Origin of the sequence: Nocardioides panacisoli, assembly GCF_039537325.1 — a bacterium.
In the GTDB taxonomy this organism is placed as follows: domain Bacteria; phylum Actinomycetota; class Actinomycetes; order Propionibacteriales; family Nocardioidaceae; genus Nocardioides; species Nocardioides panacisoli.
Map to the genome: position 1 here is coordinate 183129 of NZ_BAABAH010000003.1, position 26041 is coordinate 209169.

The following is a 26041-nucleotide window of genomic DNA, read 5'->3' on the forward strand; positions in this document are numbered from 1 at the left end:
ACGTATACCTCAACATGTTGTTTAGGTATGGTGTGAGCATGAACCCCGGACCCGTCGTCGCGCAACCCCCGGCAGCACAGAATCCGGTCGCGCGGCCGGTCGAGCTGACCATCGGCGACGTCGCACGTCGGACCGGCGTGACCTCCGCGGTGCTGCGCACGTGGGAGACGCGGTACGGGTTCCCCGAGCCGCGCCGCCTGGCGAGCGGGCACCGTCGCTACACCGGAGCCGACGTGGAGCTGGTGCGTCATGTGCTGCGGCGGCGGGACGCGGGCATCAGGCTCGAGGTCGCCATCGCCGAGGCGACGGCCGGTCTGCAGCCGGCCAGCCCGTCGATCTTCGCCGAGCTGCGTCGGCGGCATCCCGCGCTGGCCGTGCACCGGCTGCGGAAGTCCACCCTGATCGCGTTGTCCTGGGCCATCGAGGACCAGTGCTGCGCCGTGGCGGACCGGCCGGTCCTCTTCGGGGCCTTCCAACGCGGTGACTTCTACGCGCCGTCGGCAGCCCGCTGGACCGAGCTGGCGCGGGTGGCACGTTCGGCCATCGTGTTCGCCGACGACTGGGACCGCGTCCCCCAGGATGCGGACGGACCGCTCCGGTCCGGCCTCGACGAGGACGCTCCGCTGCGCCGCGAGTGGGCCGTGGTCTGCGACGCTCCCGACTCCACGGCCTGCCTCACCGCGTGGGAGCTGCCCGGCCAGAGCCCGGTCGCCGACCGGCATCGTCTCTTCGAGACGATCTGGACGGTGGACCCGGCAGCCGTACGGGATGCGTCCCGGGTCGCCGCGGCGGTCGCCGTCAGCGCCGGCATCGCCGAAGCCCGGCCGCTGCTGTACGAGCTCGCCGAACCCGTCGCCGCGCGGACCACCTCCCCGGCGGCCGTCACGGCCCTGTTCAACCGGGTCGTGGCGTACGTCGACCGTCTCAGCTGAGCTGGGCGCACTCGTCGGCGCGGCCGAGCAGGAGCGCCTGCTCGCTCTCGTTGCGGGTGAGCGACGCCGCCTCGCGGAACGACGCCGCGGCCTCCGCGTGCCGCCCGGCCCGGGCGAGCAGGTCGCCGCGCACGCTCGGCAGCAGGTGCGAGCCGGCGAGCGCACCGTCGGGCAGCGCGTCGAGCACGGCGAGGCCGGCATCCGGGCCGGAGGCGCGGCCGTGCGCGACGGCGCGGTTGACCTCGACGACAGGTCCCGGGGCGGCCTGGGCGAGCACGTCGTAGAGGCTCGCTATCGCCGGCCAGTCCGTCTCCTCCGGCGTGGCCGCCCGGGCGTGCCGCGACGCGATGGCGGCCTGGAGGTAGTACCGGCCGATCGGCTTGCCGGTGCCGGCGAGCGCCTCGGCGCGGGCAAGCGCTGCCAGTCCGCGCCGGATGAGCAGCTCGTCCCAGAGGTTCCGGTCCTGGACGTCGAGCAGCACCGGTCGACCGGCGGCGTCGACCCGGGCGGCGCCGCGAGAGGCCTGCAGCTCCAGGAGTGCCTGCAGGCCGTGCACCTCGGGCTCGTCCGGCATCAGCTCGGCGAGCATCCGAGCCAGCCGGATCGCCTCGGTGGTCAGCTCGGGGCGCATCCAGTCGTCACCGGCGGTCGCGGTGTAGCCCTCGTTGAAGATCAGGTAGACGACGGCCATCACGTCGTCGAGCCGCGCGGCGCGCTCCTCGCCCACCGGCAGCTCGAAGTCCGCGCCCGCTTCGCCGAGCGTCTTCTTCGCCCGCGAGATCCGCTGGCCCATCGCGACCTCGGTGGAGAGGAAGCCTCGGGCGATCTCGGCGGTGGTGAGGCCGCCGACCAGGCGCAGGGTCAGCGCCGCCCGCGACTCGGGCGTCAGCTTCGGGTGGCAGGACAGGAAGATCAGCCGGAGGACGTCGTCCTCGATGAAGTCGACCTGGTCCGTGAGGTCGGGCACGCCGTCCTCCTCAGTCAGGCGATGACCGATCTCCTCGGTCTTGCGGCGCAGGGTGTCGGCGCGCCGGAACGAGTCGACGGCGCGCCGCTTCGCGGTGGTCATCAGCCACGCCGCGGGGTTGTCCGGGATGCCGTCGGACGGCCAGCGCTCGAGCGCACTCACCAGCGCGTCCTGAGCCAGGTCCTCGGCGAGGTCGAGATCCCGGGTCATCCGGGTCAGCGCGCCGACCAGCCGCGCGGACTCCACACGCCAGACGGCGGTGATCGCCTCCGCGGTCGTTCCGGCCATGCGGCCAGCCTAGGTGCGGACCAGCCGGGAAGCTGGCGGCGGCCCCAGGCCGGCCGCACGGCCGCGGTCGGCGTACGGGTCAGGCGTCGGCGGCCTGCGGCGGCTCGTCGGAGACCTGACGCAGGGTGGCGACCATCTCGCAGTCGGGCCAGTACTTCGCGTGCAGCTCGGCGAACTCCTCCTGGCCGGCGATCGCGTCCTCGAGGCTGTCGTACTGCAGGAGCGCCCAGCCGCCGACGACCTCCTTGGCCTCGGCGTACGGTCCGTCGACCCGGGTCGTCTCGCCCTTGCGGACCACGAAGTTGACGGCGTCCTCGGTGCCGAACAGCCCGCCGCCGTCGAGGAAGTGACCCTGCTGGGCCTGCTCCCCGATGTAGGTGTCCATCGCGTCGAACAGCGCCTGGGGCGGCGCGCCGATGCCCTCTTCCATCCTCACGAAACCCATGAAACGCGGCATTGCTCGCTCCTCGAACTCGGGGCTCACCGCTCTTCGGTGGCCTTCTGACCCCTACGTCGAACGACAGCCTGCCGCTTCGACATCGCGTTCGGAATTCTTTTCCGCGGAGATCGGAGCCCGGTTCAGGCCCTCTTCAGCGCGGACGGCTTGTGCACGGCCTCGCCGCCGCTCTTCTCGCTCCGCACGAGGTACTGCGGCTCGTCCTTGCTGGCGCGCACCTGGCGTCCGGCGAGCTCGGTGTCCTCGGTGACCTTGCGGACGACCTCGCCCTCGGCCGTGCCGCCGTGGCTCTGCCACGTCACCTTGTCGCCCTTCTTGAACTCCTGGGTCACTGCGGTCCCCTCTCGCGGAGCGCCGGGAGCACGGACTCGCCGTACGCCCTGATCATGTCCTTGTAGTTCGGTCCCATGTTGGCGACGTAGATCTCGGCGAAGCCGGCCTTCAGGTAGGGCTGGAACTCCTCGACGTGACGGTCGACGTCGTTGCCGCAGACGGTGCTCTCGCGCGTCGAGTCCTCGGTCACGAGCGTGCTCGCCTGGGCGAAGTGCTGGGGCGACGGGAGGACCTGGGCGAGCTCGCCGGGCAGCCCCGCGTTGGCCCACAGCCGGTGCGCGTGCTCGACGCCCTCGTCCTCGGTCTCGGCCCAGGCCACCTTGAAGCCTGCGGCCATCGGCTTGCCGGTCTCGCGGAACTGGTCGACGACCTCGCCCTCGGGGCTCATCGTGATGAGACCGTCGCCGATCCGGCACGCGACCTCGGCCGCCCGCGGACCGAACGCCGACACGTAGACGGGCGGCGGGTCCTCGCGGCGGGTGTAGATGCGCGCGTTCTCGACCGTGTAGTGCTGGCCCCGGTGCTGGACGGCCTCGCCCTGCCACAGCCGGCGCATCACGTCGACGGCCTCCTCGAGCATCTCCAGACGGACCTGCTCGGCCGGCCAGGCATCGCCGAGGATGTGCTCGTTCAGCGCCTCGCCGGTGCCGACGCCGAGCCGGAACCGGCCCTCGAGCAGGACGTGCGACGTCGCGGCCGCCTGCGCGACGACCGCCGGGTGCATGCGCACGGTCGGACAGGTCACGGCCGTCGTGACCGGTAGCCGGGTCACCCTCGAGAGCGCCCCGATCACCGACCACACGAACGCGCTCTCGCCCTGCTCGTCGTTCCACGGGTGGTAGTGGTCGCTGATCCACAAGGCTTCGAATCCCGCCTGCTCGGCGAGCTCGGCCTGCTCGAGCAGGGCGTCGACGTCGTACTCCTCGCACGACAGGAAGTAGCCGATGAGCGGTCGGGCGTCGGTCACTGGTCCTCCTCCTCGGTCAGCACGCTGACGCCGTACCCGCTCTGCCCGCGATTCATCCTCTAACCTCGCCGACATGGGAGACGGGTCGCTGCTCGAGGTGACGTCGGCCGACGGCGCGACCATCGGCGTCGAGGTGGTCGGCTCCGGGCCGTCGCTGGTCGCGATGCACGGCAGCACAGCGGACCGAAGCCGGTGGGCACCGGTCCGCGAGGCCCTGTCCCGCCATTTCACCCTGTACCTGGTGGACCGCCGCGGACGCGGCGCGAGCACCGGGGACCCGGACTCCTATGCGCTGCGCCGCGAGACGGAGGACGTGGTCGCCGTCGCGGCGGCGTGCGACGACCTGCCCGGCTACCTCGGACACTCCTACGGTGCCGTGATCGGGCTCGATCTCCTGGCGACGGCACCGGACACGATCGCGGCCGCGCTCCTCTACGAGCCGCCGTTCGACATCGGAGGGCACACCACGTTCCCACCGGGCTTCCTCGACGCCTACGAGGACCTCCTCGCGGCAGGAGACCGGGAGGCCGCGCTGCAGATGTTCTACCGGGCCGTCATCGGCATCGACCCGGAGCCGATGCGTGCGCTGCCGATCTGGCAGGCGCGGCTCGCCGCTGCCCACACCCTGGTGCGTGAGGGCCGGATCGGGCTCAGGTACGCACCCGGGCAGGAGGACTTCGCGGACGTCGGCATCCCCGTCGAGATACTCGCGGGCACCACGAGCCCGCCGGTGTTCGGCGCGGCCGCGGAGGCTGCCGCCAGCGCCATCCCGGGCGCGAGGCTGACGTGGCTGGAAGGACAGGGCCACACCATGATCGACGCCGACCCGGACGGCTTCGTCCGGAAGATGCTCGACTTCTTCCCGCGCTGAGGCGGTCCGGCCGAGGACCGACCCTAGGCGCCCGCGCGCTCGGCCCGCCGGGCGACCTTGGCGGCGTACATCGCTCGGTCCGCCCGGGCCACCACCTCGTCGCTCGTGAGATCGGGACGGAACTCGGCCACTCCGACCGAGACCGAGACCGGCACCGGCTCCCAGCGCTTGCCCACGCGAGCAGCATCGAGCGCGGCGGCCACCTTCGAGCCCACTGACCGGGCGCCGTCGAGGTCGACGTCGGGCAGGATCACCGCGAACTCGTCGCCACCGAGGCGACCGACGACGTCGGTGCCGCGGACGGTGCGCTGGAGGACCCCGGCGAACTCGACCAGGAGCTCGTCGCCGACCTCGTGCCCGAGCTCGTCGTTGACCGCCTTGAACCGGTCGAGGTCGCACACCATGATCGCTCCCGCGTTCGGGCGGGTCGGCGCCAGGGCGGCCTGACGCCCGAGCTCTGCGGTCAGGCCTCGGCGATTGAGCACGCCGGTGAGGGCGTCGTGGTGGGCGAGGTGCTCGAGCCGGTGCTCGTGCGACTTGCGGGTGCTGGTGTCCTGGAGCTGGGCCAGGAGGTACGGCGCGTCGTCGTCCGGTCCGGCGCCGCGGACCACCGCCACGTCCGACTGGGCCCACAGGACGTGACCCAGCGCATGCCGGTAGCGCCGCTCCTCGGAGTAGTGCTCGAGCTCCCCGCTGAAGAGCTTCTCCCGGATCCCCAGGGCTGAGCTGACGTCCTCGGGGAGCACCAGGTCGGTGACGCTCATCCCTTCCAGCTCCGCGAGGTCATAGCCGAGCAGGCGGCTGGCAGCCCGGTTCGCGGACACGACGGTGCCGTCCAGGCTGGTCATCAGCGTGGCCGACGGCGCGGCCTCGAACAACGTGCGGAACCGCGCTTCCGCGTTGGCGAGCGCCACCTCTGCCCGCCGGCGCGCGCTGATGTCGGTGACCAGCACCAAGATGCCGCGCACCTCACCGTCCTGGACGTCGGGGAGGTAGACGGCCTGCGTGTAGCGCGGACCCGTGGGTGTCGGGATCTCCCGGTCGAACTCCTGGCGCTCTCCGGCGAGCGCCCGCCCGAGGTAGGGCAGGTTCTGCGCGTACAGCTCGGGACCGAGGAGCTCGCTGATGTGCCGGCCGAAGATCTGCTCGGGCGTCATCCCGAAGTAGTCGACGTAGGCGCGGTTCGCGAGCCGGTTGCGCAGATCGGCGTCCCAGTAGGCGATCAAGGCCGGAAGGTTGTCCAGGATCGCCTGCTGATCGGCGCGCTCGAGCTCCCGGGGGCCGTCGCCGGGTGGGTTGCTGGGGAACGTCAGCGCTTCCCTTGAACGATCGTTGTCCATGATCTCCCGCGGAGATCGGCACGAGAGCCGCCGACCTGAGGGATTCGGGAAGGAGATCGCGATCCCCTGCCCTCGGGCTATGCCAGGGGCTTCGTCACCCGACCACCGGCGCGCGACGAGACGACGACAGCGAGCGCCACGCCCAGGGCGAGCAGCTCGCTGGCCAGCGCCGGGAAGGACATCGGCTCGGTCCAGTTCCCCACGTCGTCGGCGACCTGGGGCAGGGCGACGATCCTCGTCACCAGGTAGGCGAGCACCGCGAGCGCGTTCGCGACGGCGACGGCCTCCCACATCCGGGCGGTGTCACGGACGACGAGCAGGAGGGCCATCAGCGGGAACGCGACAGCGAGGACGATGAAGGCGACGCCGATGTAGGTCGCCTCGCTCAGGTGCATCCCGATCAGCGGCACGTGCGCCGCGGCGCTCGTGACGAGGCAGAGGGCCACGAGGAACCGGTCGCCCGATCGCAGCGTCGGCGCGGAAGAGAGGGATGGTGCGTGGTGCACGACGGCCATGGTGGCTCCCGGGGTCAGGCGGCAGGGCGGGCCGACGCCGCGGCCCGCCCTGCCGGGCTCATCAGCGGACGGAGAAGAACAGGAAGAGGTTCGACTTCAGGACCGGCGTGGTCTTGCCGGCCTTGACCTGCTTGAGCAGGTACGACGCGGACTTGTGCGCGACGATCTTGTTGTACTCGTCCTGGTCGGTCACGCCGACGACACGAACGTCCCACCACTCCGGGCGGCCGTTGTTCGCGTCCGTGATGAAGTGGTCGTGACCCGGGGTGTCGAAGTTCTTCAACGCCTCGGTGAGCTGCTCATCGGTCAGGTCGGGATACAGCGGCTTCAAGGCCGGCTCGATCCGGGTGAGGTCCAGGGTCCCGGGGTGATCGACGCACACCAGGCCGGCCGGGCACTCCATGCTCATCGCCGGCAGGTCGAACCCGAGCGGGACCAGGACGTAGAGGGGGTCGAAGTGGTTGGAGGGTGCCTCCTGGAACTTCTCCCCCACCTCGCAACCGGTCGTCGACTGCGCTGCGACCGAGGTGTCGCAGAAGAACCCCTTCGTGTAGCGGAAGTCCAGCGTGTTGCCCTCGAAGTTCGCGCGGGTGAGGCCGAACTCGTTGACACCCTTGCCGACCTTCATGGCGTTGCTCATCGCATCGCCCGACATGTCCGACTGGGACGAGGCGGCGGCCATCCCGAAGCTGCCGGCGACCAGCAGTGCGGTCACCCCCGCGACGAAACGTGCGCGGGTACTGCGGAACAAGTTCATGTGCGCTCCTGACGGTGCTGCAGGCGACCGGGGTGATCGCCGCTGGCTGTGATTCGGGACACAGGCCCCAGCGGATTGGAATCGGCGGTGGGCACACGAAAAAAAGGACGCGCCGCCGGCCCTCAGGACCGGCGGCGCGCCTCGTTCAGACGGTCAGTGGCGGTTCACCCAGACGCCGGCGACGCCGACCTCGATGTCGATCCCCGCGATGTTGTCGGGGGCGTTCGGCAGGGCGATGACGTGCAGTGCCCGCACTGCCATCCCGTTGTAGGGGAAGGGCAGGTCGGTCTGCTCGTTGATGATCACCTTGACGAGACCTGGGATCTCGATCGTGGTGTTCGGGTCGACTCCCACGGGGATCGACTTGCCACCGATCTTGAGCCCGAGGATCCGTGCCGAGGCATCCTTCGTCGGTTGGTTGGACCCGTTCTGGTGCACATGCGCGACGGCTGTGATCGCATCGAGGGTGATCGCGCCGTTGAGCAGGTTCACGTTCCCGATGTGCGCTGTCATCGTCGCGTCCGTCGCGGTGTCGGTGACCGTGGCATTGGCGGTGTTCGCCAGGGCCTGCACGTCGGCCACACCGGGCAGCCGCACGCGGGCTGTCGAGTTGGTGAGGTCGAGTCCGTTCGTGCCGCCGGCCGGGCAGATCACCACGGCAGTGGGCGCGGAGGTGACGTTCACCGCGTCTCCGGCGTGGACGCCGACACGGGTCGAGTACGCGTAACCGAAGGCCGGCTCACCGTTGATCGGCTGCTGGATCAGGATCTGCGCCCTGGTCGGGGTGATCTCGATCGACGCACCGGCGCTGAGGCCGTCGCGCGGCTTCAGCAGCGTGATGTGGATGCCGGTCGCCACGGACTTGATCAGCGCGTCACCGCCGATCTGGCCCTGCACCTCGTTGAGCACCACCTTCGCGACGCCCGGGATCGTGAGCCCGAAGTTCTTCGGCACCGAGAGCGGGATGTGCTGGTCCTTGATCTTGACGCCGACCAGCCGAGTGCCGCCGGAGCGGTCCACGCCGGAGCTCCTCATGGTCGCGGTCGCCTTGGTCTCGATCGCGTCGACCGTGATCAGTCCGTCGAGCAGCTTGACGCCGGCGATCTTCGCCTCCGAGGTGATCGTCGTGCCGCCGAGCACGCTCGAGACGCGGTTGTACGACGAGACGGCGTCGGCATGGATCAGGCCGTTGAGCAGGTCGACGTTGGCCGTCTTGTTCTCCGAGTAGCGCGGCGCCTGCTCGACGTGCAGAGCGCTCGCGGCAGTGAGCTCGGAGCGGACGACGCCCGCGACGTTGACGCGGCTGCCGCCGCTGAGGCCGTCGTAGACGACCTTGCCGCCTGTGGAGGCGGCTTGGGCCGGCGGACCGAGTGCGTCAGCCGACGGAGCCAGGGGTCCGGCGAGCGCCGTGAGACTCAGGAAGAGTCCCAGGGCAGCCGAAAAAAGGGTGCGGTGCGATGGGAGCATGTACCAACGCTAACCCGAACTTTCGATCACGGACGCTCCAGAACGAAAGAATTCTTTGTATACGGGTCGACATCGCGCGGCTTCCCAGGCGTGGGGATGCGATTCTGAGCCGTTGATCTAGAACATTCAATCCAGTACGTTTCGGTCGTGTCCCGTCCTCGGATCCACTCGTTCGACGCCCTGCTCGACGAGGCCGAGCGGCTGGTAACGACGGGCGATCCGGCGGGCCTGACCCTGCGCTCCCTCGCCACCCGCGCCGGTGCGTCGAACGGGACGATCTATCACGCGTTCCACTCCAAGGAGGAGCTCCTCGCCCGCCTCTGGCTGCGCGCGGTGGCCCGGCTGGGCGACGCGATGGCGGAGAGCAGGCGGTCCGCGGACCTGATCGCCGGCGGTGCTCCCACCGGCGCGGACGAGGTCGTGGCCGTGGCCATCGCGCCGGTCCTCTTCACCCGGCGGCACCCGGCGAGCGCGCAGCTCTTCTTCGTCCAGCGCAGCGACCAGCTGTTCTCGGCCGGCCTCTCGCCCGAGGTCGTCGCCCTCCTCGACGAGGAGGAGCGCCGGTTCGTCCGGCTGCTCAAGGAGCTGGCAGCAGGCGTCTGGAAGCGCACGGACCGGGCCGCCGTCGAGGCGATCGCCGCCTGCGTGGTCGACCTGCCGGGCGGGATCCTCCGCCGCGCGCTGATCGAGAAGCGCGATCCGGATCCCCTCATGGAGCGCCGCATCGCCGCCGCCGCGCGGGCGATCCTGGCGCTCCCCCTGGACCCACCCGACCGCACCCACCCCTGACCCGGAGGAACAACCATGCCCACCCTGACCCGTCAGGACGACGTCCACGTCCTCACCCTCGGCACGAACGAGAACCGCTTCTCCCCCGACTGGCTGACCTCCGTCGAGGAGGCGCTCGACGAGGTCGTCGCGTCACCCGCGCCACTGGTGACCGTCGGGAAGGGGAAGCAGTACTCCTCCGGTCTCGACCTCGACTGGCTGGGGCAGAACCCCGACCGGTTCGGGGGCTACGTCGCCCGGGTCGAGTCCCTGTTCGCCCGGGTGCTCGCGCTCCCGGTGCCGACCGTCGCCGCGGTCAACGGGCACGCCTTCGGCGCAGGCGCGATGCTTGCGATCGCGCACGACTGGCGCGTCATGCGCGAGGACCGTGGCTTCTTCTGCTTCCCCGAGGTCGACATCCAGATCCCGTTCACGCCGGGCATGTCGGCGCTGGTCCAGTGCAAGCTCACGCCGCGAGCCGCGACCGACTCGATGACGACCGGCCACCGCTTCCCGGGCCCGGAGGCGCTGGAGGCCGGCATCGTCGACGCCACCGCCGCCGAGGCCGACCTCCTGAGGCGAGCCGTCTCCACGGTGGCCGGCCTGACGGGCAAGCACCCCGACACCCTCGGCACGATCAAGACCACGATGTACGCCGACGTGCTGCGCGCGCTCACCGAGACCGCCGGCTGATCGGGCCCTCAGTCCGGGTGTGACTCACTGAGGGGTGGACCTACGAACCGCAGGCCGACCTCGGAGGCGAGGTCCGCCAGCAGGGCTTCCGCGGACTCGTCCTGCCAGCGTTCGGCGTACCCGTCGAAGAACGGCTGGATGCCGCCGGGCGCCGTCACGATGAGCAGCCGCCCCGCCGCGCTGCCGACGTTCTGGAACGCGTGCGGCAGCCCGCGGGGCCCGAAGGCGACTCCGCCCGTCTCGGCGTGCAGCATCTCGTCGCCCGCCAGGAAGCGGAAGCTTCCCTCGAGGACCCACCAGATCTCGTCCTCGCGGCTGTGCGTGTGCACGCGCGGTCCCTTGCCCGGCGGGCACCAGAACTCGAAGACGTTCATCGAGCCGCCGGAGTCGGCGGTACCGATCACGACGCTGATCTCCCCCGCCGGCGCCGCCAGCCGGGGCCGCTCGCCGGAGCCGACCGCGAACCCGTGCACCGGGTCTGTCATGGCCTCACCTCCGGAGGACGGGCATCCGACAGCATCATCGGCGGGCCGGACCGATGCCGCAACGGGCGACGGCCACTACCGTGGTGCCGGTGATCGAGGACGCACGGGTCAGGGACGCGCTGGCGCCGGCGCGGCCGGCGCCGTACTGGCTCGACCGGTCGGACCGGCCGCCCGCGCGGCCGCCGCTCTCCGGCGACCTCCGGTGCGACCTGGCCGTCGTCGGCGGCGGCTACTCGGGGCTCTGGACCGCGCTCCTGGCCAAGGAGGCCGACCCGGCGCGCGACGTCGTGCTCGTCGAGGGCGGCCGCATCGGCTGGGCCGCGTCGGGCCGCAACGGCGGCTTCTGCGAGGCGAGCCTCACGCACGGCGAGGCCAACGGCCTCGCGCGCTTCCCCGAGGAGTACGACGACCTCGAGCGGCTGGGCCGCGAGAACCTCGACCAGATCGAGGCGACCCTGCAGCGGTACGCGATCGACTGCGACTTCCGGCGGACGGGCCAGCTCACCGTCGCCACCGCGCCGCACCAGGTCGAGGAGCTGAGCGACGCCGACGGCAAGTTCCTCGACCAGGACGCCGTGCGCGCCGAGCTGGACTCTCCCACCTACCTCGCCGGCGTGTGGGACACCGACGGCTGCGCGACCGTCGACCCCGCCCGGCTCGCCTGGGGGCTTGCCACGGCGGCCGAGTCGCTCGGCGTACGGATCGTCGAGCAGGCTCCTGTGCGGCGGCTGGAGGCCGACCCCGGCTCGGTCAGCCTCGAGACCGGCCCCGGCACCGTCCGCGCCGACCGGGTCGCGCTCGGCACCAACGCCTTCCGGCCGCTGCTGCGCCGGCTGCGGCTGACCACGGTGCCGGTCCACGACTACGTGCTGACGACCGAGCCGCTGACCGACCAGCAGCTCGCGAGCATCGGCTGGCGGAACCGGCAGGGCGTCGCCGACGCCGGCAACCAGTTCCACTACTACCGGCTCACCGCCGACAACCGGATCCTGTGGGGCGGCTACGACGCCGTCTACCACTACGGACGATCGATGCGCCCCGAGCTGCTCCAGCGGCCGGCGACGTACGAAGTCCTCGCCCGACACTTCCTCGAGACGTTCCCGCAGCTCGACGGGATCCGGTTCAGCCACCGCTGGGGCGGGGTGATCGACACGAGCACCCGGTTCTGCGCCTTCTACGGGACGGCGTACGGCGACCGGGTCGCGTACGCGCTCGGCTACACCGGCCTCGGCGTCGGCGCGACCCGGTTCGGCGCGCAGGTCATGCTCGACCTCCTGTCCGGCGAGGAGTCCGAGCGCACCCGGCTCGAGCTCGTGCGCTCGAAGCCGCTGCCGTTCCCGCCCGAACCGTTCGCCTACCTCGGGATCCAGGCCACGCGCTGGTCGCTCGCGCGGGCCGACGCGAACGGCGGCCGGCGCAATGCCTGGCTGCGCACCCTCGACCGGCTGGGGTTGGGCTTCGACTCCTAGCGGGGCGCCGAATCATCACGGTATGCAGGCGAGTCGGCGCCGAATCATCACGGTATGCAGGCGAGTCGGCGCCGAATCACCACGGTATGCAGGCGAGTGCACGCTTCCCTTGCGGAGCTCCGCCCGGGAACCGAGGATTCACCTGCATACCGTGATGATTCGGCAGCGGCGCGCCCCCGGCCCTACTCGCCGATGTAGGACATCACGTGCTTGATGCGCGTGTAGTCCTCGAGGCCGTACATCGACAGGTCCTTGCCGTAGCCGCTGTGCTTGAAGCCGCCGTGCGGCATCTCGGACACGAAGGGGATGTGGGTGTTGATCCAGACCACGCCGAAGTCCAGCTTGCGGCTCATCCGCAGCGCGCGGGCGTGGTCCTTGGTCCACACGCTCGAGGAGAGGCCGTACTCGACGCCGTTCGCCCAGGCCAGCGCCTCGGCCTCGTCGGTGAACCGCTGCACGGTCATCACCGGCCCGAAGATCTCGCTCTGGACCTGCTCGTCGTCCTGGCGCAGGCCCGAGAGCACGGTGGGCTCGTAGAAGTAGCCGACCGAGCCGTGCCGGGTGCCGCCGGTCTCGACGTTGGCGTGGTCCGGCAGCCGGTCGACCATCCCCGACACCCGGTCGAACTGGTTCTGGTTGTTGAGCGGGCCGTAGTAGGTGTCCTCGTTGTCCGGCGCACCGGTCGGCATCCCCTTCGCGGCCTCGGTGAGCGCCGCGACGAACTCGTCGTGGATCCCGGGCCCGGCCAGCACGCGGGTCGCGGCGGTGCAGTCCTGGCCGGCGTTGAACAGACCGGCGCCGGCGATCCCCTCGGCGGCCTTCTCGATGTCGGCGTCGTCGAAGACGATCACCGGGGCCTTGCCACCGAGCTCGAGGTGGACCCGCTTGAGGTCGTGCGACGCAGCCTCGGCGACCTCCATGCCGGCGCGCACCGAGCCGGTGATCGCCACCATCTGCGGGGTCTCGTGCGACACGAGCGCGCGCCCGGTGTCGCGGTCGCCGCACACGACGTTCAGCACGCCCGGCGGCAGGAACTCCTGGCAGATCTCGGCCAGGAGGGTCGAGCTGGCCGGGGTGGTGTCGCTGGGCTTCAGCACGATCGTGTTGCCGCCGGCGAGGGCCGGGGCGATCTTCCAGATCATCATCAGCAGCGGGTAGTTCCACGGCGTCACCTGGCCGACGACACCGACCGGCTCGCGGCGGATCCACGAGGTGTGGTCGGCCATGTACTCGCCGGCCGACCGACCCTCCAGCACGCGGGCCGCGCCGGCGAAGAACCGGAAGTGGTCCGAGGCGTACGGCATCTCCTCCGACATCGTCAGGTGCAGCGGCTTGCCGGTGTCCCGGCACTCGACCGCGTTGATGTCGTCCACGCGGGCCTCGATGGCATCGGCGATCTTCAGCAGCGCCGCCGCCCGGTCCTGCGGCGTCGAGTCGCCCCAGGTCTCGAACGCCTTCGCGGCCGCGGCGTAGGCGCGGTCGACGTCCTCCGCCTCCGACATCGGGGCGGTCGCGTACACCTCCCCCGTCGTCGGGTCGACGACGTCGTACGTCGCCCCGCTCGCCGAGTCGACGAGCTCACCGTTGATGACGTTCTGGAAGCGCGTGTCTGCCATGGTCGGAGACTAGTCACGGCACGACGAATTCGGTAGGCGATCTCCGGGTCCCGCCGGGGATATCGCAAGACGCCCGCGGTACGACGACGGAATCCCTTGCCTGACCTGCTCGGACGCTGCACGATGGCGACATGGAGCCACGCCCGGACCTCGCCCATCTCCAGCAAGCAGCCAGGGACCACCTCTGGCTGCACTTCACGCGGCACAGCTCGTTCCAGGACGACAATTTGCCGGTGATTGTGAAGGGCGAGGGCGCCTACATCTATGACGCGGAGGGCAAGCGCTACCTCGACGGTCTCGCCGGCCTGTTCGTCTCCCAGGTCGGCCACGGCCGGGAGGAGCTCGCCGAGGCCGCCGCCAAGCAGGCCCGCGAGCTGGCGTTCATGCCGTTGTGGTCCTATGCCCACCCCCACGCGATCGAGCTGGCCGAGCGGATCGCCGGCTACGCGCCGGGCGACCTCAACCGCGTCTTCTTCACCTCCGGCGGCGGCGAGGCCGTCGAGACCGCCTGGAAGCTGGCGAAGAACTACTTCAAGCTGACCGGCAAGCCGATGAAGCACAAGGTGATCAGCCGCGCGATCGCCTACCACGGCACCACCCAGGGCGCGCTCTCCATCACCGGCCTGCCCGGGCTGAAGGCGCAGTTCGAACCGCTCGTCCCCTCGACCTTCCGGGTGCCGAACACCAACTCCTATCGTGCCGCCGACATCACCGGCGGCCTGATCGACGTCTCCGACGCCGAGTCGGAGGCAGCCTTCGGCCGCTGGGCTGCCGACCAGATCGAGGTCGCCATCCTCAACGAGGGCGCCGACACGGTGGCGGCGGTGTTCCTGGAGCCGGTCCAGAACGCCGGCGGCTGCTTCCCGCCGCCGCCGGGCTACTTCGAACGGGTCCGCGAGATCTGCGACCAGTACGACGTCCTGCTGGTCAGCGACGAGGTGATCTGCGCGTTCGGACGGCTCGGCGCGATGTTCGGCGCCGAGCGGTTCGGCTACCTGCCCGACATCATCACCTGCGCCAAGGGCCTGACCTCCGGCTACGCCCCGCTCGGCGCGATGATCGCCACGGAGCGGCTGATGGAGCCGTTCCTCGCCGACGGCGCGATGTTCGCCCACGGCTACACCTTCGGCGGCCACCCGGTCTCGACCGCCGTCGCGATGGCGAACCTCGACATCTTCGAGCGCGAGCAGCTGACCGAGCACGTCCGCGGCAACGAGGACGCCTTCCGCGCCACCCTGGAGAAGCTGAAGGACCTGCCGATCGTCGGGGACGTCCGTGGGGCCGGCTACTTCTACGGGATCGAGCTGGTCAAGGACCGGGCCACCAGGGAGACCTTCAGCGACGAGGAGTGCGAGCGGATCCTCTACGGCTTCGTCTCCAAGCAGCTGTTCGCCGAGGGCCTCTACTGCCGGGCCGACGACCGCGGCGACCCGGTGGTGCAGCTCGCTCCCCCGCTGATCTGCGACCAGTCGCACTTCGACGAGATGGAGCAGATCCTGCGGACCGTCCTCGACAAGGCCGCCAGCATGCTCTGAGGGTCCGCCCGACAGGTGACAGGTTGCTGGTAGGCCCGGGACCTACTTCTCTTGGTTCCGGTGGCCTCCGGTGTTCTTCTCGGAAGATGAGGACGCGCCGCTCGTTGATGGTCCTGGTGGTCGTGCTGGTCGCGACGCTGGCGGTCGGCTGCGCCGGTACCCCGTCGAGCATGATGAGGCCCCGGCCGACGTGTTCTCCTCCGTCGTCGCTTCCTGGTCAGACGGTGTTCGTGATGCTCGGCGACACGGGGATGGCCCGGATGATGAGCGGCGCCGCGCCGGCGGTCACTCCCCTGACGCTGCAGGCGGTCCCCGCACGGCTGCCGGCGGGCGTGATCAGCTTCGTGGTCCGCAACATGGGCCTACATACCCACGAGATGGTCGTGCTGCCGTTGCCCGACGGCCGAGCCGCCGGTCGGCGGGAGACGACGGGGGACGGCCGGGTCGACGAGGCCGGGAGCCTCGGGGAGGCATCGGCCTCCTGCGCCGCCGGTTCCGGCGAGGGCATCGCGGCCGGCGCGGCTGGTTGGGTCACCCTGGACCTCCGCCCCGGGCGGTACGAGCTCGTCTGCAACCTCCGCGACCACTACGTCGACGGCATGCACCACCTCTTCACCGTGTCCTGACGGATCGGCGGAGAGCAGGCTCCGAGGCCGTCAACCGGCCAGCGCCCGTGCCTTCCGGGTGCGGTTGAGCTCGGCGCCGACCACGATCAGGATCGAGACGAGGAACATCACGGTCCCGACGACGTTGACCTGCATCGGTACGCCGCGCTGGGCGACGCCCCAGACGTACATCGGGAAGGTGGTCCTGGTGCCGGCGTTCAGGTTCGTGATGATGAAGTCGTCGAAGGACAGCGAGAAGCTGAGCAGCGCAGCGCCGAGGATGCCCGGGAACACCAGCGGGAAGGTGACCCGCCAGAACGTCTGGGACGGCGTCGCGTAGAGGTCCATCGCCGCCTGCTCGAGGGTGTCGTCAAGACCCACCAGCCGGGCGCGGACGGTGACCACGACGAAGGACAGGCAGAACATCACATGGGCGATCAGGATCGTCCAGAAGCCGAGCTTGCCGCCGAACCCGGCCGAGATGAACAGGGCCAGCAGCGAGGAACCCATCACGATCTCGGGCGAGGCCATCGGCAGGAAGATGAGCACGTTGAGCGAGCCCCGGCCGGCGAACCGGTGCCGGACCAGGGCGAACGCCGCCAGGGTGCCGAGCGCGGTCGCGATGACCGTCGCCAGCACGCCGATGCCGAGGCTCAGACCGAGGGCGTGGCACATCGAGGGGTCGTTGCAGGGATGCAGCCAGTTGTCGAGCGTGAAGCCGTCGAACCGGTAGATCAGCTTGCTCTTCGGCTTGTTGAAGCTCATCAGCACGACGACGGCGATCGGCACGAACGTGTAGGCGAGCACCAGCAGCCCGAGGATCAGGACCAGCCGCTGGCTGACCCACCGCCCGAACCGGCTCGGCGGCGCGCTCACAGCAGCTCCTCCGTGCCGAACCAGCGGACGTAGACCATCACCATCACCACGATCACGATGGAGAGCATCATCGAGAGCGCGCCCGCTGCCGGGTAGTCGTTGGCGTTGGTGAACAGGTTCTGGATGACGTTGCCGACCATCCGCTGCTGCGGGCTGCCGAGCAGCTGGGCGTTGATGTAGTCGCCCGCGGCGGGGATGAACGTCAGCAGCGTCCCGGCGACGACGCCGGGGATGGACAGCGGCCAGGTGATCTTCCAGAAACCCATGAACGAGTTGGCGTAGAGGTCCCGCGACGCCTCGAGGTAGCGGTGGTCGATCTTGTCGAGGCTCGCGTAGAGCGGCAGCACCATGAACGGCAGGAAGTTGTAGGTCAGCCCGGCGATCACGGCGACCGGCGTCGCCAGCAACCTGCCGTCCTGGCCGACGAGGTGCACCGCCTGCAGCACGTCCACCACGATGCCGTTGTCGCTGAGGATCAGCTTCCAGGACAGGGTGCGCACGAGGAAGCTGGTGAAGAACGGGGCGATCACCAGCACGAGCATGAGGTTCTTCCACCGGCCCGCCTTGAACGCGATCGCATAGGCGAGCACGTAGCCGAGGATCAGGCAGAAGAACGAGGTGAGGGCGCCGTACCAGAGCGAGCGCCCGAGCGGACCCTTGTAGCTCTTGAACGCGTCCCAGTAGTTGCCGAAGGACCACGACATGTCGTAGCCCGTGAGCACCGACCCCTTCGGGCCGTAGAGGCTGGTGGCGATCAGGGAGTAGAACGGCACGACGAAGAACAGGCCGAGCCAGATGACCGCGGGCGCCAGCAGCACGTAACCGGTCATCCGCCGTCGCCGGGCGGCGACGTTGGCCCCCGAGCTGGTCGGCGCCGGGCTCGGCGCCGGCGCGGCCACCGTGGTCACGCCGAGCCCTCCCGGTCGACGCCGGCCGCGACGTCCTGGCTGTGGTCGAGGAGGAACGCGTACTCCGGGCGCCAGGAGAGCTCGACCTTGTCGCCGTGCCGGAACAGGCTGCGGCGTCCGGTGTTCTGCTCGAAGACCTGCAGCTCCTGGCCCCAGGGCATCCGGACCAGGTACTGCGTGCTCACGCCGACGAAGCTCACGTCGGAGATCACGCCGCCGGGAACCGTGTGTCCTGGCGCCTCGAGCGCCTCGCCCTCCGCGCCGATCAGGACCTTCTCCGGGCGCACGCCGAGCCATGCCTTGTCGCCGTCGGCGTGCGTGCGCGCGGTCGGCACGGAGACGGGTACGCCGTGCATGTCAGCAGTCACGAAGTCGGCGGCGCGACTGCCGATGTTGACCTCGATCAGGTTGGACTGGCCGAGGAAGTTGGCGACGAAGGTCGTCTGCGGCGACTCGTAGAGGTCGGCCGGTGCGCCCATCTGCTCGATGACCCCGGCGTTCATGACCGCGATCGTGTCGGCCATCGTCATCGCCTCCTCCTGGTCGTGCGTGACGTGCACGAACGTGAGGCCGACCTCGGTCTGGATCCGCTTGAGCTCGATCTGCATCGATCGGCGGAGCTTGAGGTCGAGGGCGCCGAGCGGCTCGTCGAGGAGGAGCACCTGGGGCTCGTTGATGAGCGCCCGCGCGAGCGCGACCCGCTGCTGCTGGCCGCCGGACAGCTGAGCCGGCCTCTTCCGCGCCTGGTTGCTCAGCTCGACGAGCTCGAGCATCTCGGTCACCTTGCGGTCCACCTCGGAAGACTTGCGCCGCCGCAAGCCGAAGGCGACGTTCTCGAAGATGTCGAGGTGCGGGAACAAGGCGTAGCTCTGGAACACCGTGTTGACCGGCCGCCGGTAGGGCTTGGTCCAGGTGATGTCCTCCCCCGCCAGCTCGATCGAGCCCGACGTGGGCGTCTCGAGACCCGCGATCATCCGCAAGGTCGTGGTCTTGCCGCAACCGGACGGGCCGAGCAGCGCGAAGAACGACCCGGTCGGCACGTCGAGGTCGATCGCGCGCACGGCGGTGAACGCGGCGAACTCCTTGGTCAGCTGTCGCAGACGAAGGCCTGCGAAGGCACCCTCGCCGTCCGGCGCCGTCGCCTGCTGGTCAACCACCTGTGACATCGGCGAAGTCTCCTTCGTAGGTGCGGTTCTGGTCCTCGGACAGCGCCATGAATGCGAACGTGTTGGCCAGGAAGGACTTGTCGGGGAAGATCAGCGGCTCGTCGACCAGCGACGGGTCGATCTTCTCCATGGCCTCGCGGGCGCCCTCGACCGGGCAGATGTAGTTCACGTAGGCAGCGAGCTTCGCGGCCACCTCGGGCTCGTAGTAGTAGTTGATCCACTCCTCCGCGTTGCTCTCGTGCTCCGCGAGGTTCGGCACCAGCATGTTGTCGGCCCAGATGGCGAGGCCCTCCTCCGGCACGACGAACTGGATGTCCTTGTTGTCGTACTGCGCGAGCATCACGTCGCCCGACCAGGCCTCGCAGGCGACGATGTTGCCGGCCTCGAGGTCCTGGATGTACTCGTTGCCGGTGAACGCGCGGACCTGGCCGTCGCTCACGGCGCCGCGCAGCTTGTCGATCGCGTTGTGCCACTGGGTGTCCGTGAACTTCTCCGGGTCGCCGCCGACGAGCCGGATCATGAACGCCATCGTGTCGCGCATCTCGGAGAGCAGGGTGATCTTGCCCTTGAGGTCCGAGCGGGTCAGCAGCTCCTCGAAGCTCTTGACCTCGCCGGTCAGCTTCTTGTTGTAGGCGATGCCGGTGAGGCCGCTCTGCCACGGCGCGTGGTAGGTCTCGTCGGGGTCCCAGGCCCTCTTCTGCAGCGAGGGGATCAGGTTCTTGTGGAGGTTGGGGACCTTGCTCGCGTCCAGCGGCTGGACCCACCCGAGGTTGATCATCCGGGCGGCCATCCAGTCGGTGAGCACCATCATGTCGCGGCCGATCGGCTCGCAGCTCCCCAGCTGGTTGCGGACCTTCGCGAAGAACTCGGCGTTGTCGTTGACGTCGTCGGTGTAGTCGACGCTGATCCCGGTGCGCTCCTCGAACGTGGACACCGTCGACCCGGGCTTGTTGATGTGGTCGATGTAGTCCGGCCAGTTCGAGACCACGAGGGTGCGGTCGGAGCTCGAGATGTCGGTGGCCCTGCACTTGGCGGGGTCCTGGATCGCCCCGCCCGTGCCGAACAGCGGCAGCACGGCTGCGCTCCCGAGACCGAACACACCGACGCCGGCTGCCTTCAGCAGCGTCCGGCGGCTCGTCGGCCGCATGCCGTTCTCCACATGGACCCCTCTCGTTCCCGGGCGAACACCAGGAGAATCGCATAGCGCGGTTCCGGACTACAAGGGATTCCGTTGCGAACCTGCCGCCTTCCTACGAAATCCACGGCGCAACGCTGGCCAGAATCCGGTTTCGGCTGGAAGCATGACCGGCGTGAGCAAGCCCACCGCACCGCTCGACCACGTCTCCAAGGCGATCGTCGCGCTCCTCCAGGAGGACGGCCGCCGCGCCTACGCGAGCATCGGGAAGGAGGTCGGGCTCTCCGAGGCCGCGGTCCGGCAGCGGGTGCAGCGGCTCGTCGACGGGGGCGTCATGCAGATCGTCGCCGTGACCGACCCGCTCCAGCTCGGGTTCGCCCGGCAGGCGATGATCGGCGTACGGGTCAACGGCCGGCTCGACCCCGTGGCCGACGCGATCGCGGCGCTGCCCGAGGTCGACTACGTCGTGATCACCGCCGGCTCGTTCGACCTGCTGGTCGAGGCGGTCTGCGAGGGCGACGACACCCTGCTCGAGCTCATCTCCGCGATCCGCTCGGTGGACGGCGTGCACGCGACGGAGACGTTCATGTACCTCCGGCTCCGCAAGCAGACCTACTCATGGGGCGTGCGATGACGGGAGCAGCGCCGCTGACCCCGCCCTCGCTGTGGCTGGACCAGGCGCCGCCGCGCGACCGCGAACCGCTCCCCGGCGACCGGGAGTACGACGTCGTCGTGGTCGGTGCCGGGTTCACCGGTCTCTGGACGGCCTACTACCTGGCGACCTCCTCCGACGCACGGATCGCGGTCGTCGACGCCCACCACGTCGGCTTCGGCGCGTCGGGCCGCAACGGCGGCTGGTGCTCGGCGCTGTTCCCGGCGTCGCTCGGCAGCCTGGCGGCGCTGCCCGGCTCGTCGCGTGACGCGGCGCTGGCCCAGCACGCCGCCATGCGGGCGTCGGTCGCCGAGGTCGGCGCGGCCGCGTCGGCCGAGGGCATCGACTGCGACTTCGCGCACGGCGGGACGATCGTGCTCGCGCGCTCCGCGACCCAGTGGCAGCGCGCTCAGGAGGAGTACGACGACGCGCGCTCCTGGGGTCGCGACGACCTCGCCCTCCTGGACCGCGCACAGGCCGACGAGGTGGTGCGTGCGACCGGGACGGTCGGGGCGACGTACACGCCCGACTGCGCGGCGATCCATCCCGCGCGCCTCGTGCACGGCCTGGCCGAGGCCTGCGAGCGCAACGGGGTGACCATCTATGACCGCACCCGGGTGACGGCGATCGAGCGCGGGCTGGTTCGCACCTGCCGCGGCACGCTCACGGCGCCTCACGTCGTGCGCGCCACCGAGGGCTACACCCCGACCCTCGCCGGGGAGCGGCGCACCGTGGCTCCGGTCTACTCCCTGGTGATCGCGACCGAGCCGCTGTCCGCGGAGGTGTGGGACGAGATCGGGCTGCGCCGTCGCGAGACGTTCTCCGACCACCGGCACCTGATCATCTACGGCCAGCGCACGGCCGACGACCGCCTCGTCTTCGGAGGCCGCGGGGCGCCGTACCACTTCGGCTCGCGGGTGCGGCCCGACTTCGACCGGGTCCCCCGCGTGTTCGCGAAGCTGCGCGAGACCCTCGTCGACCTGTTCCCCGCGGTCGCCGAGGCCGAGATCACCCACCGGTGGGGCGGGGCGCTCGGGATCCCGAGGGACTGGTGCGCCTCCGTGGGCCTCGACCGCGCGAGCGGGGTGGCGTGGGCCGGTGGCTACGTCGGCGACGGCGTGAGCACGACGAACCTCGCCGGCCGCACCCTGCGGGACCTGATCCTCGGCCACGACACCGAGCTGACCCGGCTCCCCTGGGTCGACCACCGGTCGCGCAAGTGGGAGCCGGAGCCGCTGCGGTGGCTCGGCATCAACGCCGGGTTGCGCGCGATGACGCTGGCCGACGCGGAGGAGCGCACCACGCGCCGGCCGAGCGCCGTCGCGCGGGTGATGGCTCCCCTGATCAGCTGAGGACGCCGCGGCCCGCCACTGACATGCTGGCGGCATGAAGCTGGATCCCCCGAGGGTGAACCCGCCCTCGCTCGTCGACCTCGACGACGCGACCGGTGACGACCTGGCCCGCGGCACCGACTGCCAGCGGATCGAGGGCGCGACGGTCGCCGGGCTGCGGGTCGGTGCCGCGGACTTCCGCGAGTCCGAGCTCGTGGACGTGCGGATCAGCGGCAGCGAGCTGCGGGACTGCCGGTTCCTCGACGTCCGCTTCGAGAGGCTCGACGCACCCGACCTGGGCGCCCCGGCCTCGACCTGGCGCGACTGCGAGATCGTCGAGTCGCGGATCGGCTCGATCGGCCTGTTCGACGCGAAGATCGGCTCGGTCCGGTTCGCGCACTGCAAGATCGGCTACCTCGGTCTCCAGGGCGCCGCGGTCGCCGACGTGTCCTTCGAGGAGTGCACCATCGAGGAGCTGGAGCTGTCGGAGGGCAGCCTCACCCGTGCCCGGTTCCCCGGTACGACGATCGCCGACCTCCGGCTCACCGGAGCCCGGCTGTCCCACACCGACCTGCGCGAGGCCCGGCTGGGCCTCGTCTCCCCGGTCAGTGCGCTGCGCGGCGCGACCGTCTCCTCCTCGCAGCTGATCGACCTGGCGCCCGCGTTCGCCGCGCAGCTCGGCATCCGCGTCGACTGAACCCGATCGGCTACCGGACCCCGTCGTAGCGCCCCGTCGGCGTCACGACCGTTCCCGCGCGCCCGGCGAGCATCTCCGCCACGTCCTCGAGCGCACCGATGGCAGCGACACCGCCGGTGAGCTCGACGAACCGGCACGCTGCCTCGACCTTCGGGCCCATCGAGCCTGACGGGAAGGTCAGCGAGCGCAGTCCCGACGGCGTCTCGCGGGCGATCGGCGCCTCCCGCTCGGTGCCGAAGTCCCGCATGACCGCCGACACGTCGGTGAGCACGAGGAGGGCGTCGGCGTCGAGCGCCTCGGCGAGGACCGCGCTGGTCAGGTCCTTGTCGACGACCGCCTCGACGCCACGCAGCTCGCCGTCGTCGCCGCGCACGACGGGGACACCGCCGCCGCCCGCACAGACCACGACCGCGCCGCTCTCCAGCAGCAGCCTGATGAGCGGGGTCTCGACCACGCGCAGCGGGTGCGGTGATCCCACCACCCGCCGCCACCCCGAGCCGTCGGCGCGCACGGTCCACCCCCGCTCGGCCGCCAGCCGGTCGGCCTCGTCACGGTCGTAGACCTCGCCCACGAACTTGGTGGGGTCGTCGAACGCCGGGTCCGCGGCCCCGACGAGGGTCTGGTTGATGATCGCGGCGACGTGCCGGCCGGGCAGGCGGTTCTGCATCGCCTGCAGCAGCCAGTAGCCGATCATCCCCTGGGTCTGGGCGCCCAGCACGTCGAACGGGTACGGCGTCGACAGGTGCGGGTCGGACGCGCTCTGCATCGCCAGCACTCCCACCTGGGGGCCGTTGCCGTGGGTCAGGACCAGCTCGTGCTGGTCGGCGAGGGGAGCCAGGGCGGCCACCGCGCGGCGCACGTTGTCCTCCTGCACCTCGGCGTCCGGTCGCTGCCCCCGCCGGAGGAGGGCGTTCCCGCCCAGGGCCACGACGATGCGCATCGGTCAGCCGCCCAGGGTGGCGACGAGGACCGCCTTGATCGTGTGCATCCGGTTCTCGGCCTGGTCGAAGACCACCGAGTGCGCCGACTCGAAGACCTCGTCGGTGACCTCGAGCGCGTCCAGGCCGTGCTCCTGGAAGATCTGCTCGCCGACCAGCGTGTTCCGGTCGTGGAACGCGGGCAGGCAGTGCATGAACCGCACCACCGGGTTGCCGGTGGCCCGGACCACCTCCATGTTCACCTGGTAGTCGCGCAGGAGCGCGATGCGGTCGGCCCAACGCTCCTTCGGCTCGCCCATCGAGAGCCACACGTCCGTGTAGAGGAAGTCCACGCCCTCGACGCCGGCGTGCACGTCCTCGGTCTGCGTCAGGCGGGCGCCGGTCGCCTCGGCGATCTCCCGGGCTGCCGCCACCACGGGATCGTGGTTCCAGAGCGACCGCGGCGCGACGATGCGGACGTCCATGCCCATCATCGCTCCGGCCACGAGGAGCGAGTTGCCCACGTTGTTGCGGGCGTCGCCGAGGTAGGCGAACGCGATCTCGTGGTCGGGCTTGGCGGCGTGCTCACGCATCGTGAGCATGTCGCAGAGCGTCTGCGTGGGGTGCCACTCGTCGGTGAGGCCGTTCCAGACCGGCACACCGGCGTGGGCCGCCAGCACCTCCACGTCCGCCTGGCGCGAGCCCCGGAACTCGATGCCGTCGTAGAACCGGCCGAGCACGCGGGCGGTGTCCTTGATCGACTCCTTGTGGCCCATCTGGGAACCGGACGGGTCGAGGTAGGTCACGTGGGCACCCTGGTCGTGCGCGGCGACCTCGAACGCGCACCGGGTCCTGGTCGAGGTCTTCTCGAAGATGACGACGATGTTCTTGCCGTCGAGCCTGGGACGCTCTGTCCCGGCGTACTTCGCGTGCTTGAGCCTCGACGCCAGGTCCAGGAGGAAGAGCCACTCCTTCGGGGTGAGGTCGATCTCCTTGACGAAGCTGCGGTTCCGGAGGTTGAAGGCCATGTCGTCAGATCCCGGTCCGCTCGATGGGGCAGGTCATGCACCGCGGACCACCTCGGCCCCGACCCAGCTCGCTGCCCTTGATGGTGATCACCTCGATGCCGTTCTTGCGCAGGTGGGTGTTGGTCGTGACGTTGCGCTCGTAGGCGACGACCACGCCGGGCCGGACGGCGAGCACGTTGCACCCGTCGTCCCACTGCTCGCGCTCGGCCGAGCGTACGTCCTGCGTCGGCGTGAGCACGCGGATCCGGTCCAACCCCAGGGCGCGCGCGATGGCGGCGTGCATGTCCTCCGGGGCGTTCGCCGTGATCGCGAGGTCGTCGGGACCGGAGCCCGGCTCGATCGAGTACGACGGCAGCCCGCCGAGGCCGGCGTACTGGGTGAACGTCTCCTCGTCCACCATGGTCATCACGGTGTCGAGGTGCATGAAGGCCCGCTTCTGCGGCATGGCGAGCGCGAGGATCCGCTGAGCGCTGCCCGCCGCGAACAGTCTCCGAGCCAGCCGCTCGACTCCCTGCGGCGTGGTCCGCTCGCTCATGCCGATCATGACCGCGCCCCGGCCGAGCACCATCATGTCGCCGCCCTCGGTCGTGGCGGGCGCGTCCGCCGTGCCCTCGGTCCACCACCGGAAGCTCGTGTCCGCGAACATCGGGTGCCACCGGTAGATGGCCTCGTAGTGGACGGTCTCCCGTACCCGCGCGAGCTTGCGCATCGAGTTGACCGAGACGCCGTCGTAGACCCACGCCGAGGTGTCCCGGGTGAACAGGTGGTTCGGGAGGGGCGGCAGCAGCAGGTCGTCCATGCCGAGCGTCTGCACCAGCACCGACGCCGGCTCCGGCACGCGCTCGAGGAGCTCGCGCTTCGTCAGCCCGCCGATGAGGAACGACGTCAGGTCGTCGGCGGTCATCGACTCGAACAGGTCGTGGATGCTCTCCAGCACCGCCGGTCCGTAGAGGCGCTCGTCGAGGGAGCTCTCGAGGACGTGCTTGCGCGCCACGGGGATCTCGAGCGTCTCGCGCAGCAGCTCGTCGAGCAGGTGCACGCGGACGCCCTGGTCGCGGAGCGCCTCGGCGAAGGCGTCGTGCTCGAGCTTCGCCTGCTTGACCCACAGCACGTCGTCGAACAGGTAGTCGTCCTTGTTGGACGGCGTCAGACGCATCAGCTCCAGACCCGGTCGGTGCAGGATCGCCTGCCTGAGCTGGCCGACCTCTGAGTCGACGTGGAAGGGGGTCGGTCCGGTCTCCGGCATCGTGCTTCCTCTCTGCCCGT

27 protein-coding genes are annotated in these 26041 nt (G+C 70.4%); 10 read left to right on the top strand and 17 right to left on the bottom strand.

Annotation, left to right across the window (positions count from 1 at the left end):
• The first annotated feature begins 38 nt into the window (after window positions 1-38).
• On the top strand, window positions 39-932 hold the full coding sequence (locus tag ABD709_RS06240) for a DICT sensory domain-containing protein (protein ID WP_344773407.1): 894 nt from the start codon (window positions 39-41) through the stop codon (window positions 930-932).
• Here the strand turns inward: ABD709_RS06240 and ABD709_RS06245 are convergent.
• From ABD709_RS06245 to ABD709_RS06260, 4 genes are all read right to left on the bottom strand, one after another.
• On the bottom strand, window positions 925-2187 hold the full coding sequence (locus ABD709_RS06245; protein WP_344773409.1) for an RNA polymerase sigma factor: 1263 nt from the start codon (window positions 2185-2187) through the stop codon (window positions 925-927). The genes ABD709_RS06240 and ABD709_RS06245 overlap by 8 nt on opposite strands.
• 79 nt (window positions 2188-2266) lie before the next feature.
• Window positions 2267-2617 (bottom strand): YciI family protein, encoded by a 351-nt coding sequence (locus ABD709_RS06250; RefSeq protein WP_344773865.1) that lies wholly within the window; start codon window positions 2615-2617, stop codon window positions 2267-2269.
• Between the two features lie 149 nt (window positions 2618-2766).
• Window positions 2767-2976 carry a hypervirulence associated TUDOR domain-containing protein gene (locus ABD709_RS06255; protein WP_344773411.1) on the bottom strand — a complete coding sequence of 70 codons (210 nt, stop codon included), beginning with the start codon at window positions 2974-2976 and terminating at the stop codon, window positions 2767-2769.
• A complete protein-coding gene (locus ABD709_RS06260) occupies window positions 2973-3944 on the bottom strand; it encodes a TIGR03557 family F420-dependent LLM class oxidoreductase (protein ID WP_344773413.1) in 972 nt (323 codons plus the stop codon). Before ABD709_RS06260 ends, ABD709_RS06255 begins: the two co-directional genes overlap by 4 nt.
• A gap of 73 nt (window positions 3945-4017) precedes the next feature.
• On the opposite strand from ABD709_RS06260, the gene ABD709_RS06265 reads away from it, so the two are divergent.
• Entirely contained in the window at window positions 4018-4815 is a 798-nt protein-coding gene (locus ABD709_RS06265) for an alpha/beta fold hydrolase (protein WP_344773415.1), read from the top strand.
• A 23-nt stretch (window positions 4816-4838) separates the two neighbouring features.
• On the opposite strand, the gene ABD709_RS06270 is transcribed toward ABD709_RS06265, so the two are convergent.
• From ABD709_RS06270 to ABD709_RS06285, 4 genes are all read right to left on the bottom strand, one after another.
• On the bottom strand, window positions 4839-6155 hold the full coding sequence (locus ABD709_RS06270) for a sensor domain-containing diguanylate cyclase (RefSeq protein ID WP_344773417.1): 1317 nt from the start codon (window positions 6153-6155) through the stop codon (window positions 4839-4841).
• 77 nt (window positions 6156-6232) lie between these two features.
• Window positions 6233-6661, bottom strand: coding sequence for a hypothetical protein (locus ABD709_RS06275; protein WP_344773419.1), 429 nt, complete (start codon window positions 6659-6661; stop codon window positions 6233-6235).
• A 70-nt stretch (window positions 6662-6731) separates the two neighbouring features.
• A complete protein-coding gene (locus tag ABD709_RS06280) occupies window positions 6732-7385 on the bottom strand; it encodes a hypothetical protein (protein ID WP_344773421.1) in 654 nt (217 codons plus the stop codon).
• A 195-nt stretch (window positions 7386-7580) separates the two neighbouring features.
• Window positions 7581-8894: a choice-of-anchor P family protein gene (locus tag ABD709_RS06285; protein WP_344773423.1), complete on the bottom strand. Its 1314-nt coding sequence runs from the start codon at window positions 8892-8894 to the stop codon at window positions 7581-7583.
• A gap of 147 nt (window positions 8895-9041) precedes the next feature.
• Here ABD709_RS06285 and ABD709_RS06290 point away from each other — a divergent pair, with 147 nt between their 5' ends.
• The gene (locus tag ABD709_RS06290; RefSeq protein ID WP_344773425.1) at window positions 9042-9683 is read left to right on the top strand and encodes a TetR/AcrR family transcriptional regulator; all 642 of its coding nucleotides are present in this window, start codon (window positions 9042-9044) and stop codon (window positions 9681-9683) included.
• A 15-nt stretch (window positions 9684-9698) separates the two neighbouring features.
• Window positions 9699-10355 (top strand): enoyl-CoA hydratase-related protein, encoded by a 657-nt coding sequence (locus ABD709_RS06295; protein WP_344773427.1) that lies wholly within the window; start codon window positions 9699-9701, stop codon window positions 10353-10355.
• Window positions 10356-10363: 8 nt separating this feature from the next.
• Here the strand turns inward: ABD709_RS06295 and ABD709_RS06300 are convergent, their stop codons facing one another.
• Window positions 10364-10840: a cupin domain-containing protein gene (locus ABD709_RS06300; RefSeq protein WP_344773429.1), complete on the bottom strand. Its 477-nt coding sequence runs from the start codon at window positions 10838-10840 to the stop codon at window positions 10364-10366.
• Window positions 10841-10929: 89 nt separating this feature from the next.
• On the opposite strand from ABD709_RS06300, the gene ABD709_RS06305 reads away from it, so the two are divergent.
• Window positions 10930-12309 (top strand): NAD(P)/FAD-dependent oxidoreductase, encoded by a 1380-nt coding sequence (locus tag ABD709_RS06305; protein ID WP_344773431.1) that lies wholly within the window; start codon window positions 10930-10932, stop codon window positions 12307-12309.
• A 182-nt stretch (window positions 12310-12491) separates the two neighbouring features.
• Here ABD709_RS06305 and ABD709_RS06310 read toward each other — a convergent pair whose 3' ends face one another.
• The gene (locus ABD709_RS06310) at window positions 12492-13925 is read right to left on the bottom strand and encodes a gamma-aminobutyraldehyde dehydrogenase (RefSeq protein WP_344773433.1); all 1434 of its coding nucleotides are present in this window, start codon (window positions 13923-13925) and stop codon (window positions 12492-12494) included.
• A 131-nt stretch (window positions 13926-14056) separates the two neighbouring features.
• Here ABD709_RS06310 and ABD709_RS06315 point away from each other — a divergent pair, with 131 nt between their 5' ends.
• Window positions 14057-15460: an aspartate aminotransferase family protein gene (locus ABD709_RS06315; protein WP_344773435.1), complete on the top strand. Its 1404-nt coding sequence runs from the start codon at window positions 14057-14059 to the stop codon at window positions 15458-15460.
• A gap of 86 nt (window positions 15461-15546) precedes the next feature.
• Window positions 15547-16086, top strand: a complete 540-nt coding sequence (locus tag ABD709_RS06320) for a hypothetical protein (protein WP_344773437.1) — start codon at window positions 15547-15549, stop codon at window positions 16084-16086.
• Window positions 16087-16116: 30 nt separating this feature from the next.
• On the opposite strand, the gene ABD709_RS06325 is transcribed toward ABD709_RS06320, so the two are convergent.
• Genes ABD709_RS06325 through ABD709_RS06340 form a run of 4 tightly spaced genes read right to left on the bottom strand, consistent with a single transcriptional unit; the run spans window position 16117 to window position 20162 of the window.
• Entirely contained in the window at window positions 16117-16941 is an 825-nt protein-coding gene (locus ABD709_RS06325) for an ABC transporter permease (protein WP_344773439.1), read from the bottom strand.
• Entirely contained in the window at window positions 16938-17849 is a 912-nt protein-coding gene (locus ABD709_RS06330; RefSeq protein WP_344773441.1) for an ABC transporter permease, read from the bottom strand. The genes ABD709_RS06325 and ABD709_RS06330 overlap by 4 nt, the downstream gene beginning before the upstream one ends.
• Entirely contained in the window at window positions 17846-19015 is a 1170-nt protein-coding gene (locus ABD709_RS06335) for an ABC transporter ATP-binding protein (protein ID WP_344773443.1), read from the bottom strand. Before ABD709_RS06335 ends, ABD709_RS06330 begins: the two co-directional genes overlap by 4 nt.
• On the bottom strand, window positions 18999-20162 hold the full coding sequence (locus ABD709_RS06340) for an ABC transporter substrate-binding protein (protein ID WP_344773445.1): 1164 nt from the start codon (window positions 20160-20162) through the stop codon (window positions 18999-19001). The genes ABD709_RS06335 and ABD709_RS06340 overlap by 17 nt, the downstream gene beginning before the upstream one ends.
• A gap of 154 nt (window positions 20163-20316) precedes the next feature.
• On the opposite strand from ABD709_RS06340, the gene ABD709_RS06345 reads away from it, so the two are divergent.
• The 3 genes from ABD709_RS06345 to ABD709_RS06355 are packed head-to-tail and all read left to right on the top strand — an operon-like array spanning window position 20317 to window position 22830.
• On the top strand, window positions 20317-20784 hold the full coding sequence (locus ABD709_RS06345) for an Lrp/AsnC family transcriptional regulator (RefSeq protein WP_425575051.1): 468 nt from the start codon (window positions 20317-20319) through the stop codon (window positions 20782-20784).
• Window positions 20781-22154, top strand: coding sequence for an NAD(P)/FAD-dependent oxidoreductase (locus ABD709_RS06350; protein WP_344773448.1), 1374 nt, complete (start codon window positions 20781-20783; stop codon window positions 22152-22154). Before ABD709_RS06345 ends, ABD709_RS06350 begins: the two co-directional genes overlap by 4 nt.
• A gap of 34 nt (window positions 22155-22188) precedes the next feature.
• On the top strand, window positions 22189-22830 hold the full coding sequence (locus ABD709_RS06355) for a pentapeptide repeat-containing protein (protein WP_344773450.1): 642 nt from the start codon (window positions 22189-22191) through the stop codon (window positions 22828-22830).
• Between the two features lie 10 nt (window positions 22831-22840).
• Here ABD709_RS06355 and arcC read toward each other — a convergent pair whose 3' ends face one another.
• Genes arcC through ABD709_RS06370 form a run of 3 tightly spaced genes read right to left on the bottom strand, consistent with a single transcriptional unit; the run spans window position 22841 to window position 26021 of the window.
• A complete protein-coding gene (gene arcC, locus ABD709_RS06360; RefSeq protein ID WP_344773451.1) occupies window positions 22841-23770 on the bottom strand; it encodes a carbamate kinase in 930 nt (309 codons plus the stop codon).
• Window positions 23771-23773: 3 nt separating this feature from the next.
• Complete coding sequence (gene argF / locus ABD709_RS06365; protein WP_344773453.1) at window positions 23774-24775, bottom strand: ornithine carbamoyltransferase; 1002 nt, start codon at window positions 24773-24775, stop codon at window positions 23774-23776.
• Between the two features lie 4 nt (window positions 24776-24779).
• Window positions 24780-26021: an arginine deiminase gene (locus ABD709_RS06370; RefSeq protein WP_344773455.1), complete on the bottom strand. Its 1242-nt coding sequence runs from the start codon at window positions 26019-26021 to the stop codon at window positions 24780-24782.
• Between the last annotated feature and the right edge of the window lie 20 nt (window positions 26022-26041).